Annotated in this window: 15 protein-coding genes and 1 pseudogene; 3 read left to right on the top strand and 13 right to left on the bottom strand. The window is 65.2% G+C overall.

Annotation, left to right across the window (positions count from 1 at the left end; translation table 11 throughout):
- Positions 1-22: 22 nt before the first annotated feature.
- The 4 genes from AAG821_RS12840 to AAG821_RS12825 all read right to left on the bottom strand — a co-directional run bounded on the left by AAG821_RS12840 (position 23) and on the right by AAG821_RS12825 (position 2,830).
- Positions 23-643 (bottom strand): DsbA family protein, encoded by a 621-nt coding sequence (locus AAG821_RS12840; RefSeq protein ID WP_341911941.1) that lies wholly within the window; start codon positions 641-643, stop codon positions 23-25.
- A 106-nt stretch (positions 644-749) separates the two neighbouring features.
- A complete protein-coding gene (locus AAG821_RS12835) occupies positions 750-1,259 on the bottom strand; it encodes a DciA family protein (RefSeq protein WP_341911943.1) in 510 nt (169 codons plus the stop codon).
- Entirely contained in the window at positions 1,256-1,636 is a 381-nt protein-coding gene (gene crcB, locus AAG821_RS12830) for a fluoride efflux transporter CrcB (RefSeq protein WP_341911945.1), read from the bottom strand. The genes AAG821_RS12835 and crcB overlap by 4 nt, the downstream gene beginning before the upstream one ends.
- Positions 1,637-1,645: 9 nt before the next feature.
- A complete protein-coding gene (locus tag AAG821_RS12825; RefSeq protein ID WP_341911946.1) occupies positions 1,646-2,830 on the bottom strand; it encodes an ABC transporter substrate-binding protein in 1,185 nt (394 codons plus the stop codon).
- Between the two features lie 112 nt (positions 2,831-2,942).
- Between AAG821_RS12825 and mutY the strand changes: the two genes are divergently transcribed.
- A complete protein-coding gene (gene mutY / locus AAG821_RS12820) occupies positions 2,943-4,061 on the top strand; it encodes an A/G-specific adenine glycosylase (protein WP_341911948.1) in 1,119 nt (372 codons plus the stop codon).
- Here the strand turns inward: mutY and AAG821_RS12815 are convergent.
- The gene (locus AAG821_RS12815; RefSeq protein WP_341911950.1) at positions 4,018-4,788 is read right to left on the bottom strand and encodes a crotonase/enoyl-CoA hydratase family protein; all 771 of its coding nucleotides are present in this window, start codon (positions 4,786-4,788) and stop codon (positions 4,018-4,020) included. The genes mutY and AAG821_RS12815 overlap by 44 nt on opposite strands.
- 123 nt (positions 4,789-4,911) lie before the next feature.
- Between AAG821_RS12815 and AAG821_RS12810 the strand changes: the two genes are divergently transcribed.
- Complete coding sequence (locus AAG821_RS12810; RefSeq protein WP_341911952.1) at positions 4,912-6,213, top strand: 3-deoxy-D-manno-octulosonic acid transferase; 1,302 nt, start codon at positions 4,912-4,914, stop codon at positions 6,211-6,213.
- Positions 6,214-6,221: 8 nt separating this feature from the next.
- On the opposite strand, the gene AAG821_RS12805 is transcribed toward AAG821_RS12810, so the two are convergent.
- From AAG821_RS12805 to AAG821_RS12775, 7 genes and pseudogenes are all read right to left on the bottom strand, one after another.
- The gene (locus AAG821_RS12805; protein ID WP_341911954.1) at positions 6,222-7,127 is read right to left on the bottom strand and encodes an SDR family NAD(P)-dependent oxidoreductase; all 906 of its coding nucleotides are present in this window, start codon (positions 7,125-7,127) and stop codon (positions 6,222-6,224) included.
- Positions 7,128-7,151: 24 nt separating this feature from the next.
- The gene (locus tag AAG821_RS12800) at positions 7,152-7,664 is read right to left on the bottom strand and encodes an HAD hydrolase family protein (protein WP_341911956.1); all 513 of its coding nucleotides are present in this window, start codon (positions 7,662-7,664) and stop codon (positions 7,152-7,154) included.
- 141 nt (positions 7,665-7,805) lie between these two features.
- Positions 7,806-8,093, bottom strand: a complete 288-nt coding sequence (locus AAG821_RS12795) for a hypothetical protein (RefSeq protein WP_341911957.1) — start codon at positions 8,091-8,093, stop codon at positions 7,806-7,808.
- Positions 8,094-8,219: 126 nt separating this feature from the next.
- Positions 8,220-8,690, bottom strand: coding sequence for a YcgN family cysteine cluster protein (locus AAG821_RS12790; protein WP_341911958.1), 471 nt, complete (start codon positions 8,688-8,690; stop codon positions 8,220-8,222).
- 52 nt (positions 8,691-8,742) lie between these two features.
- Positions 8,743-9,987 carry a polyhydroxyalkanoate depolymerase gene (phaZ, locus tag AAG821_RS12785; protein ID WP_341911959.1) on the bottom strand — a complete coding sequence of 415 codons (1,245 nt, stop codon included), beginning with the start codon at positions 9,985-9,987 and terminating at the stop codon, positions 8,743-8,745.
- Positions 9,988-10,194: 207 nt separating this feature from the next.
- Positions 10,195-10,815: an SCO family protein gene (locus tag AAG821_RS12780; RefSeq protein WP_341911961.1), complete on the bottom strand. Its 621-nt coding sequence runs from the start codon at positions 10,813-10,815 to the stop codon at positions 10,195-10,197.
- A 1-nt stretch (position 10,816) separates the two neighbouring features.
- Positions 10,817-11,134: pseudogene (locus tag AAG821_RS12775) on the bottom strand (4a-hydroxytetrahydrobiopterin dehydratase); the annotation flags it as partial.
- Between the two features lie 102 nt (positions 11,135-11,236).
- Here AAG821_RS12775 and AAG821_RS12770 point away from each other — a divergent pair.
- On the top strand, positions 11,237-11,644 hold the full coding sequence (locus AAG821_RS12770; RefSeq protein WP_341911963.1) for a metallopeptidase family protein: 408 nt from the start codon (positions 11,237-11,239) through the stop codon (positions 11,642-11,644).
- Here AAG821_RS12770 and cobB read toward each other — a convergent pair.
- A complete protein-coding gene (gene cobB, locus AAG821_RS12765; RefSeq protein ID WP_341911965.1) occupies positions 11,641-12,354 on the bottom strand; it encodes a Sir2 family NAD+-dependent deacetylase in 714 nt (237 codons plus the stop codon). The genes AAG821_RS12770 and cobB overlap by 4 nt on opposite strands.
- Between the last annotated feature and the right edge of the window lie 6 nt (positions 12,355-12,360).

The raw sequence follows: 12,360 nt of genomic DNA, 5'->3' as shown, positions 1-12,360 counted from the left end.
AATAACGCAGACGCCGGCCGTCTTACGACTTGGCCAGCGCGTCGAGTTTCTTGCGCAACTCGTCCAGCGACGGCACACCGGTCTCGGTCTTGCCGTTGATGATCAGAGTGGGCGTCGAACTCACATTGTGTTTCTGGGTGCCTTCGAGGCGCGAATTCAGGATGTAATCGCCAAGCGGCTTGTCAGCCAGGCACTTGTCGAACTGCTCGGCCGAGACACCGCCCAGCCGGCCGATCTGTACCAGCGCCGCCTTCGGGTCGGCCGCAGTCGACCACTGGCGCTGCTGCGCGAACAGTACGTTGAGATAGGTGAAATACTTGTCCGGCCCGCCGCAGCGCGCCAGCACGGCGCCGGCGAAGGCGAGCTGGTCGAGCGGGAAGTCGCGGTAGATCAGCTTGACCTTGCCGGTGTCGATATACTCGGTCTTGATCGCCGGCAGCACATTGGCATGCAGCGACGCGCAATGCGGGCAGGTCAGCGAGGCATATTCGATGATGGTGATCGGCGCATCGGCCTTGCCGAGCACCATGTCCTGCAGGCGCGGATCGGCACCGGCGGATCCAGACTGCGCCTGGGCACCGACCGCGAGGAAACCACCGAAGACCAAAACCAGGGTCAGGACGAAACGCTGTATATATTTCATAGAGATGCTCCGACCCCCTACATCTTGGGGGCATTGTATGGTTGCACGTCCGGCTGGCAACCGGACTCTGCCGTTATCCACAAGAATCTGGCGCACTCAAGGCGCGTCAGCGACTCGCACTGAAAAGTGATTGCCCAAGGTTCTCAAGGGCTTGTCGCAGCTCGCGGTCATCGACTCCGGCGAGCAAATCTTCCAGTTTGGCGCGCTCCTCCGCGCTGAGCGGCCGGCGGCTGCGCTCCGCTGGCTTCGCCGACTCGGGACGGCGGATCGGAGTCTGTTTCAGGCGCAGCTTCTCGACCGCGCGGAATCCGAAATAGCCGTTGATCTTGTCGATGATCAACGGCGAGAGATGCTGCAGCTCGAGCGCAAAGGCCGGGCTGACGCCGATCTCCAGCGTGGCGGCATGGCCCGCACCCGAGGCATAGACCATTTTCTCCGGCTGGGTTTCCTGCGTCAGCAATGGCCCGGCGATCTCGGCCCAGTGGTTGATGATCTCGGCCAGTGCCACGCCGCGCTGTTTCATGATCGGGCGCGTCAGCCGCCCGAGTGCGAGGCCGAGAGCCTTTGGCGCATTCGTCCGCTGCGCCGGGTCGCGCGGCGGTTTTTTCTCGCTCACGGCGCCACGACCGCGCGGATCACCGCCAGGCCGGCAAACAGCCCGGCCACCGCCAGCACGGCAGACCCCAGCATGTAGAGCCCGGCGGCGAGAAACTCGCCGCGTTCATAGAGCAGCGCGGTTTCCAGCGAAAAGGCGGAAAAGGTGGTGAAGCCGCCAAGCACGCCGGTGGTGAGGAACAGCCGCCAGTGCTGCGGCAGGCCGCTTTTCAGGGCGAAATATTCGGCCACCAGCCCCATGGCGAAGGAGCCGACAATATTGATCGCCAGCGTGCCCCAGGGAAACCCGGCGCCGACCAGGCGCAGGGCTGCGACATTGACGCCATAGCGCAACGCCCCGCCGATGCCGGCGCCGATGAAAACGATCAGGATGTTCATGCCGCCAGTCTAGCGCAGGCGCGGCTCATAGCCCACCGCCTCGCTCAGGCGCTCATAGCCCGGTCCGCGCAGCTGGTAGACATAGGCCTGGTAGGTGCCCTGGCGATGGCCGCCGGCAAAGGTCTGCAGGGTGCCGCCGAACAGGTCGCGCCAGCCGCGGATGCTGGCCACCGCCTGGGTCAGCCGGGGCAGCGCGGTGTCGCCCTCGGCACGGTCGAGCGCCAGCACGGCCAGGTCGGCGATGGTGGCGCCATAGATCGCGCCGGCATTGGGCTCGGCACCGAAGCGGGTCTTGTAGGCCTCCATCCAGGCCACCACCGCGGGCGGCGCGGTGTCGCGATCGGGCAGCGCGATCGACGATACGCTGTACAGGCCCTGGGTGGCGCCACCCGGCGCCTGCGCCAGCAGATAGTCATGGGTGGTCGACGGCCCGAGGAAATCAACATCGGTCCAGCCCGCCGTGCGCGCCGCCGCCATCGGCAGGATGGTGTCGCGCAGCAGCGTGGCCAGCACGATCAGGTCGCAGCCGGCACCGCGCAGGCGTGCGATCGGCGCGCTGAAATCGGTATCGATCGGACGATGGGTGGCCACCGCCTTCACCGTCTGGCCGTGTTGCGCCAGCTGGTCGCGGATCGCCTGCTGCACCTCCTCGCCATACTCGGTGCTCTGCGCCAGGGCGCAGACCGCCTGCTTGCCCTTTGTCTCGACCATCCATTTCACGCCGGCGCGGATCTGGTCGTAATACAGCGAGCCGGAGATCCAGCTGACGGAATCGGCGGCCTGCACCAGTTCGCGGTTGGCCGCCATCGGAAACAGGTTGGCGCGGCCGGCGGCGCGCAGCTGCGGCAGCACCGCCTGCACCTGCGCGGTACCGAGCGAGCCGACGAAGACCTGCACGCGGTCATACTTGATCAGCTTGGCCGCCGCCTGCACGGCGCGTGGCACCTGGAACTGGTGATCCTCGACCACCATCCGCAGCTTGCGGCCGCGGATGCCGCCGGCGGCATTCACCGCGTCAAAGCGCAGCCGCATGGCGTTGACCACGGCATTGCCATAGACCGCGGCCGGACCCGACAGGTCGGTGAGGGTGCCGATAATAATCTCTGTCCGAGTTGGTTCAGTTGCCTGAGCAGACGGCGCCATCGCCGTTCTGGCGAGGGCAGCGAAAACCGCCGCATAAAAATATTGCCGCATGAGATTCTCCCAAAAATGGCGGCTCTAAATGGCGCAGAGACGGGGTCGGATGCAAGCCCGGATATGCGCTGCGCGGTGACAGTTGGCGAATCCCGATGTTAAGATATCGCACATGCCCAAACCCCGCACCAAGACACCGGATATCGCCTCATTGGTGCTGGATTGGTATGACCGGCACTATCGTAAATTGCCCTGGCGCAGCCCACCCGGTACTCCGCCCCCGGAGCCTTATGGCGTCTGGCTCAGCGAGATCATGCTGCAACAGACCACGGTGCCCGCCGTGATGCCGTACTTCGCCAAATTCCTGACGCTGTGGCCCAGCGTGCATGACCTTGCCGCTGCGCCGGTGGAAGATGTGATGGAAGCCTGGGCGGGGCTGGGCTATTACGCCCGCGCGCGCAACCTGCACAAATGCGCGCAGGTGGTGAGCCGCACGCTGGACGGCCGTTTTCCCGACAGCGAAGAGGGCCTGCTGAAACTGCCCGGCATCGGCGCCTATACCGCCGCCGCCGTTGCGGCGATTGCCTTCGATCGCCCGGCCGCCGTGCTGGATGGCAATATCGAACGCGTGCTGTCGCGCGTCTTTGCCGTCGAAACGCCACTGCCGCAATCAAAGCCGGCGTTGCGCGGGCTGGCCGCAACGGTGACGCCACAGCAGCGCCCCGGCGATTTTGCGCAGGCCATGATGGATCTCGGCGCCACGGTGTGTACGCCGAAATCGCCTGACTGCCTGCTCTGCCCGCTGCAGGCGCAATGTGCCGCCTTCAGTCGCGGCATCGCCGCCGAATTACCGCGCAAGGCGGCGAAGACGGCCCGGCCGGTGCGCCATGCCATCGCCTTCCTCCTGCAGCGCGCGGAGGATGGCGCCGTGCTGCTGCGCCGACGCCCGCCCAAGGGGCTGCTGGGCGGCATGCTGGAAGTGCCGAGCACGCCGTGGCGCGACACGCCATGGCTGCCGGGCGAAGCCCTGCCGCATGCGCCACTCGCGCTGGACTGGCTGCCGCTGAACGGCGATGCCGCCCATGTCTTCACGCATTTTGAGCTGAAGATCGCCGCCCTGCTAGGCCGTGTCGATGCCCGCATGGCCGCCGGACTTGATGGCCTGTGGCAGCAACCCCAGGCGGCGGCGCTGCCCACGGTGATGAAAAAGATGCTGGGCCTGCTGCCGGCGGCCGAGGCCGACGAGATCAGATCGACGAAAAGTCGCCGTGCCGGCCGAGCCCGCTCTTGAAGCGGGCGGCACCGGCAATGGCTTCCTGCTCGATGATCGGCAGGCCGCTTTCCGCCTCGTTATGCAGGGCGGCATCGAGCGACATTTCCCACTGGCGGTAGCTGGAGCTGCGATCTGCCAGCATGCAGGCCTGCGGGAAGCGGCTGATTTCCTCGGCCAGCGCCTCCGCAGCACTGCGCGACTCGCCCCTGGGCACCACGCGATTGGCGAGACCGATCTGCAGGGCTTCCTGGGCATCGACGGCCCGACCGGTGAGGATCATGTCGAGCGCGCGGCTATGGCCGATCAGGCGCGGCAGACGCACCGTGCCGCCATCAATCAGCGGCACGCCCCAGCGCCGGCAGAACACGCCGAAGGTGGCATCGGCCTCGGCCACGCGCAGGTCGCACCACAGCGCGAGTTCCAGACCACCGGCGACGGCATAACCCGACACAGCGGCAATCACCGGCTTGGACATCATCAGGCGCGTCGGCCCCATCGGGCCTTCGCTTTCGGGAGAGACATCGTTGCGCTGGTCGCCGCCGGCCACCGCCTTGAGATCGGCACCGGCACAGAAATGCCCGCCGGCGCCCCACAGCACGGCAACACGCGCGCTGTCATCAGCATCGAAATCCTTGAAGGCCTGGCGCAGGGCATCGGCGGTGGGACGATCGACCGCATTGCGTGCCGCGGGCCGATCCAGAATCACGGTGGTGACCGCGCCACGCTTTTCCACATGCACCGCCATGGCGCTACCCTCCCGGTTGGCTGTTCTATCTGTATCGATACAGGCTGACAGCGGCGGCGGCGCGCTGCAAGTGCTTGCGCGACTCTTCCCCTGGGGTTCCCGTTACGGCAATCTGCGGCGGCAATGAACAGGCAGACAGAGTCCACGCCTTTCGACGGGCGACGCTTGATCTGGCGCGGCATCGGGCATCTGCTCGGCCCGCTGGTACGGCTGTGGCTGCGCCGTCGCACCGCCCGGGGCAAGGAAAACGCCGCGCGCCTGGGCGAACGCTTTGGCCATGCCACGCGACCGCGACCGCGCGGCCGGCTGATCTGGAGTCATGGCGCCAGCGTCGGCGAGGCGCAGGCCCTGCTGCCGCTGCTGCAGCATCTGCGCCAGGTGCGGCCCGATGCCACCGTGCTGCTGACCACCGGCACTGTCACCTCGGCGGCGCTGGTGGAGCAGCGCATCGGGGACGACAGCGGCATCATCCACCAGTTCGTACCGGTCGACCTGCCCGGTGCGGTGGATCGCTTTCTCGATCACTGGCAGCCCGATCTGGTGCTGTGGAGCGAGTCGGATTTCTGGCCGGGTCTGCTGAGTGCGTTGCGGGCAAGAGGCGTTCCCGCTCTGCTGATCAATGCCCGGCTGTCTGAACGTTCGTGCACCCGTTGGCTGCAGGCGCCGGGCACGGCGCGCTGGCTGATCGACTGCTTCGCCGCGATCTATGCCCAGACCGCCGGCGATGCCGAGCGCCTGCGCCGCATTGGCGCGCAGACCGTGATCGAGGCCGGCAATCTGAAACAGGCGGCACCGCCGCTGCCGGTCAATGCCGTGCTGCTCGAAACCTGGCGCCAGCGCCTGGGCCACCGGCCGCTGTGGCTCGCCGCCAGCACCCATGACGGCGAGGAAACGCAGATCGCCGCTGTGCACCGGGCGCTGAAAGCCCGCTTCCCCGGCCTGCTCACCCTGATCGCCCCACGCCATCCTGAGCGCGGCGCCGGCCTGAGCCAGTCGCTGGCAGCACCCGATCTGCGCGTGGCATTGCGCTCCACCGGTGCAGAGCCGGCCGGCGACACCGATATCTATATCGTCGATACGCTGGGCGAACTCGGCCTATGGTATCGCCTCAGTCCGATTGTGCTGATGGGCGGCTCGCTGATTGCCCATGGCGGCCATAACCCGCTGGAGCCGGCGCGGCTGGGCTGCGCCGTGCTGTTCGGCCCGCATATGTTCAATTTCAGCGAAGCCGCCGCCGGCCTGCTGCTGCAGGGCGGCGCGCTGCAGGTGGCCAATGACGGCGAACTGATTGCCGCGCTGGGCCTGCTGCTCGCCGAGCCGGCGCGCAGCGCAGCCCTGAGCCATGCGGCGCAAAGCTATGCCGGCCAGCAGAGCCGCATCATCGAAACCCTGACCGAAGCCGCCCTCGCCCGCCTGCCGGCCTAGAGCAGACCCTAGCCCACGAAAGGCTTGGCGATATGCATGACCTCTTCCATTGAGGAGCCGAAACCACGCGGCTTTGCCATATCGGTGATCTTGGCATAGTTAGCGGCGATGTCGTCGATACTGACCTTGGCATCGATCCCGAAGAACAGGCCTTCGGATTCCATGATCTGGATTTTTGCATAAAAGCCTGCGCCAGCCGAAATGATGTCACCGGTGGCAGAACAAGCTTCCGAGCAGAGATAGGCCACGGCCTGGGAAACGTATTCCGGCTTGAGATGCGGCAACAGCTTGGGTGGCAGCAATGCTTCGGTCATGCGCGTAGCGGCTACCGGCGCAATCGTATTGACGAGGATGCCATATTTACCGCCTTCCTGCTTCAGCGCATTCATCAGGCCAACCACCGCCGTCTTGGCGCCGGCATAATTCGACTGGCCGAAATTGCCATACAGGCCGGAATTCGACGAAGTCATGACGATGCGGCCATATTGCTGCTGCTGCATGACCGGCCAGGCCGCTTTGGTGACATAGGCGGAGCCGAGGAAATGCACATCGACCACCGTGTCGAAATCGGCGATCTCCATCTTGGCAAAGCTCTTGTCGCGCAGGATCCCCGCATTGTTGATCAGGATGTCGACGCGGCCGAAAGCCTCCATCGCGGTCCTGACGATATTGGCGGCCGAGGCCGGATCGGAGACGCTGTCGTAATTGGCAACGGCTGTCCCACCCTTTGCCTTGATCTCGGCAACCACCGTATCGGCCGCCTTGGCCGAGCCACCGGTGCCATCCACCGCGCCGCCCAGATCGTTGACCACCACTTTCGCGCCGCGCTCGGCCAGCAGCAGCGCATGGCTGCGGCCAAGACCCGCACCGGCCCCGGTGACAATGGCGACACGGCCCTGGAAATCGATGGCCATCTGGAATTCTCCCTGTTTGTGCGGTCAGATTTTATGTTCGAGCAGAAGGTCGCAGACCTCACGCACGGCGCCCGCGCCGCCGGCGGCCTCGGTGATATAGGCGGCAGCATTTTTCACACTGGGCCGCGCATTCGACACGGCAACCGGCAGGCCGACGGCCCCCATCACATCGAGATCGTTGACGTCGTCGGCGACATGGCAGACTTCATGCAACCCAATGCCGAGTTCGGCACAGATGGCCTTCAGGCGCGGCAGCTTTTCCATCACGCCCATCAGGCCGAAGCGGATTTTCAGGCGGTCGATGCGCTTCTGGATCGCCGGGGTGTCGCTGCGGGTGATCAGCGCCACTTCAATGCCGGCATCCTTAACAAGCAGAATCCCGAAACCATCCTGCACATGGTATTTGCGCAGTTCGCTGCCGTCCTCGGCATAATACAGACCGCCATCGGTGAGCGTGCCGTCGAGATCAAGTGACAACAGCTTCACGGCCCGGAAACGGGCCGCGAGATCGGCATCGATGGCCGGCAAACCGAACATTGGAAAAATCCCCCGCCCCGTCGGGCAACCTGTCACGCTGCACACAGATTAGCGGGGAAGCCGGGGCGAGCACCAGCATCGGCACCGCGTCTGCCGCTACGGCATGGCCCGCCTCTGCGGCCAGTCTGTTGGGCGGCCGGCCTACTGGGGCTTGCGCTGCTGGATCAACGGGGTGGGCGGGGCGGAGGATGGCGTGCGCTCCAGCCGGGTGCGCTCCTGCTGGCGCAGTTCCTGCTGCCGGCGCTGGTCCTGCCGCTCGGCTTCCTGGGTGCGGTCGCGCAGTTGCTCCTGCGCGCGCTGCTCGCGCTCCTGCTCGATGCGGCGCACTTCAGCCTGAATCCGCTCGGCGTCGGTCTGGGGCAGGATCTGCGCCGAAACCGCGGCCGGCAGGAGCAGCAGCGCAAAAAGAAAAGGCAGGCGGAGAGACATGGGGAAACCCTGACAGACGGACTGCCGAAGAAACTACTGTCGAAGAAACGCTGCACCGGCGCCGGCGTTCCGACCGGCCCGCGCTTTTCGCGGCTATCACTTTTTGGCCCTATCGCTTTTTGGGCCCTATCGCTTTTTGGGTTTGGGCGGGCCCTTGTCGTCGAGCCAGTAGACCACATGGTCTTCCAGCTCGCCGGCCTCCTTTTCGGAGATGCAGCGGCCCGCCACCGAGATGCCGGCCTGGTGCACGGTCTCGCGGTTGCCACTTTTCAGCGGATGCCACCAGTAGAGATCCTTGCCCTGCGCCACCAGGCGATAGCCGCAGGTGGCCGGCAGCCAGTTCATCTTCGCCACCTTGCCCGGTGTCAGCTGGATGCAGTCGGGCACCAGCTTCTTGCGCTTGGGGTAGTTGCTGCACTGGCCGGTGGCACAGTTCAGCAGCTTGCAGGCCACATTGGTCTGTTCCAGCGCGCCGGTATCCTGGTCTTCCAGCCGGTAGAGGCAGCATTTGCCGCAGCCGTCGCAGAGCGACTCCCATTCGGACGGCGTCATCTGGTCAAGGCGCTTGCGGCGCCAGAAGGGCAGGCTGCGGGGCATGGCAGCAGATTACGCCGGATGGGCGTTCGTATAAAGAGACGGCCGGCGCGACTTAGCGGCGTTTCAGCGGATTGCCGTCATGCTGGCGGATAAAGGCGGTCACCTTCGGTGCGATCTCCTCGCGCCAGCGGCGACCATTGAACACGCCGTAATGGCCGACGCCGGCCTGCAGGTGGTGGCCGCGCTTCGCCGCCGGGATATTGGGGCACAGATCATGCGCCGCCATGGTCTGGCCGACGCCGGAGATATCGTCCTTCTCGCCTTCCACGGTGAGCAGCGCGGTTTTGCGGATGGCGGTGCAATCCACCGTCTCGCCGCGCACCGTCATGATGCCGCGCGGCAATGCGTGATCCTGGAACACGGTTTTCACGGTCTGCAGATAATACTCGGCCGGCAGGTCCATCACGGCGAGGTATTCGTCATAGAAATCGGTATGCGCCTTGGCACTGTCGCCATCGCCCTTGATCAGGTGATGGAACAGGCGGACATGGGCGCCGACATGGCGATCCAGATTCATGGTCATGAAGCCGGTGAGCTGGATGAAGCCGGGGTAGACCTGGCGCATGAAACCGGCATGCGGCAGCGGCACGTGGTTGATCACGCTGTGCTCGAACCATTCGATGGAATGTTCCTGCGCCAGGTTGTTGGGCACGGTGGGGCTGATACGGGTATCGATCGGGCCGCCCATCAGGGTCATCGAGCGCGGCACATGCGCGTCATTGTCGGCCGACATCAGCGCCACGGCAGCCAGCACCGGCACCGAGGGCTGGCACACGCCGATGACATGGGCGCCGGGGCCAAGGGTGACAAAGAATTCGCGGATGTAGTCGACGTAATCGTCGAGGCTGAACGCGCCTTCGCGCAGCGGCACGTCGCGGGCATCGATCCAGTCGGTGATATAGACCTCGTGATGCGGCAGCATCGCTTCCACGGTGCCGCGCAGCAGCGTGGCATAGTGACCAGACAGCGGCGCCACGATCAGCAGTTTGGGGTCGTTGCGGCCTTCGCAGCCCTCGCGCTCGAAATGCTTGAGATGACAGAAGGGCAGGCTCAGCACATTGCGCTCGGTCACCTGGCGCGGCGTGCCGTCGACCATGGTGGTGGCGAGGCCGAAGGCGGGCTTCGGGTAACGGCGCGTGATGTTGCTGAACACTTCCAGGCCGGCGGCGAGCGTGCGGGCGGCAGCCGTATAGTTCATCGGCAGGTAGGGCAGCTTCAGCGCCTGGGTCTGTGCCTCAACCATGGCACGCACCGGCCGCAGCGCGGCGTGGTGAAGTTCATAAAGCGAATAGAGCATCCGGTCCCACCCTTCTGCTGGACAGCGGCACGCCGGGAAACCAGCCCGGGCGGCACCGCCTGACAAGCCTTGGACAACGCCATGGGGAATCGTGGCCGGTCCTGGCAGCGAGGCGCTAGTCTACGCCTCTTCCTCAGTAGCCGCACGATTTATTTTGCACTGCAACATAAACGTGCAATGCCGGAAATAGTTCAATATTTCAGAAATTTAAAGCCTGGCGCGAATGCGCTGCGCCATCTGATCCGGCGTCGCATCATGGCGGAAATGGCTGAGATACTGGCCTTTGCCGTCCATCAGATAGATGAAGCCGGAATGGTCGACCGAATAGCCGAGGCTGGAATCCTTCAGCACCACCTTCTGGTAATAGACCCGGTAGGCCTTGGCCACCGCGGCGATCTGCTCCGGCGTGCCGGTCAGGCCGACCAGCCGCTCATGGAAGGCCTGCACATATTCCTTCATCACCGGCGGGGTGTCGCGCTCGGGGTCCACCGTGATCAGGATCGGCTGCACTTTTGCGGCTTCAGCGCCCAGTTCGTCCATCGCCAGCGCAATGGTCTGCAGGCCGGTCGGACAGATATCGGGGCAGTTGGTGAAGCCGAAATAGACCAGCATCAGCTTGCCGGCGAAATCCTTGTCGCTGACGGTGCGGCCATTCTGGTCGGTCAGACTGAACGGGCCGCCTATGGAGACCACGCCACTGCCGGCGGTCTCGCCGTCGCCGCGCTGCGGCAGCAGCTGCGGCACCGCGAGATAGCCGATCACGCCGAACAGCGCGATGATGGCAGCGAGGATCAGGCCGCGTTTGAGACCGCGTGTGGCTGCACTCATTTTACTTACCCTTCCCGCCCATCGCGGCGGCGGCGGCTTCGATAAACGTCGCCAACTTCACATCGCGGTCGCTCAGGCCATTCACATCATGGGTGGCCAGCGTGATCTCGACGCGGTTGTAGACATTGAACCATTCGGGGTGATGGTCGGCCTTCTCGGCCTCCAGCGCCACGCGGGTCATGAAACCGAAAGCGGTGTTGAAATCGGCGAAGAGAAAGGTCTTCACGATGGCATCGCGGCCGGCCACATCCTGCCAGCCCGGCAGGGCCTGCAGCGCGGCAGCGCGGGCAGCACCTTCCAGTTTCGCGATGGCCATGGCATCCTCCTCGCGGTGCCATGATCGGCACCTTGATGCCGCGCAAGCTAGCGCGCAGGCCTGCCCGCTTCAACCAGTCGACCCCGCTTTGAGACGATACGCCGCATGACCGATCCCGCCACGCGCACCGCCCCCAGCCTGGACGACCTCGCCGCCATCGGCGAAGCCGAGCTGCAACGCCTGCGCCCGGCGCTGGGCCCCTATATCGACGGCGTGCCGATCCAGGTGGCCGACTTCGCCGATGACGAGATCCTGCAGGAGATGGGCTGCGAGACGCCGTTCGACCTGCTCGGCCTGTATCAGGGCGGCAGCTTCCTGGCCGAGCAGCGCGGCGAGACCGGCACGCTGCCGGCGATGGTGTTTCTATACCGCCGGCCGCTGCTGGATTACTGGTGCGAGAGCGGCGAATCCTTACGCCACGTGGTGCGGCATGTACTGATCCATGAGATCGGCCATCATATCGGCCTGTCGGATGACGACATGGAGCGCATCGAGGCCAGCGTACCGGATTAGCCGCCCGCCAACACCCGCGTAACGAAGGCCGGCACCACTTCCGTGGCCGGGCCGTAGATTTTTTCGGCAAACAGCGAAAAGCCGTCAGACGGATCGAGATTGAGTTCGACCGTATGCGCCAGGCCGCCGCGACGCACCTCGGCGACGAAGCCGGCGGCGGGATAGACCTGGCCCGAGGTGCCGATCGACACGAACAGATCGCAGGTGTCCAGCGCGGCGGCGATGTCGTCCATATACAGCGGCATCTCGCCGAACCACACCACATGCGGCCGCAGGCCGCCAGACGTGCCGCAATCCGGACAGGCGGTGGCGAGATCGAGATCGCCGCGCCAGACACGCACGCTATCGCAGCTTTCACAGCGGATCTTCAGCAGCTCGCCATGCATGTGCAGCAGTCGGGTCGAGCCGGCGCGTTCATGCAGGTCATCGACATTCTGCGTCACCAGCAGGAACTGGCCGTCGAAGCGGCGTTCCAGCTCCGCCAGCGCGTAATGCGCCGCATTGGGCGTGGCCTCGACCAGGTTCTTGCGCCGTGCATTGTAGAAGTCGTGCACCAGCACCGGATTGCGGGCGAAGCCTTCCGGCGTCGCCACCTCCTGCAGATCGTATTTGGTCCACAGGCCATCCTTGTCGCGGAAGGTGCCCAGCCCGGACTCGGCCGAGATGCCGGCGCCGGTGAGCACGACGATGGAGCGAAACCGTTTCTGCACGTCAGC

The sequence above is a fragment of the Ferrovibrio terrae genome, assembly GCF_943372915.1.
Taxonomy (GTDB): Bacteria; Pseudomonadota; Alphaproteobacteria; order Ferrovibrionales; family Ferrovibrionaceae; genus Ferrovibrio; species Ferrovibrio terrae_A.
The sequence above is the reverse complement of the archived record's forward strand: the minus strand, read 5'-3'. Positions and strand labels throughout refer to the sequence as shown.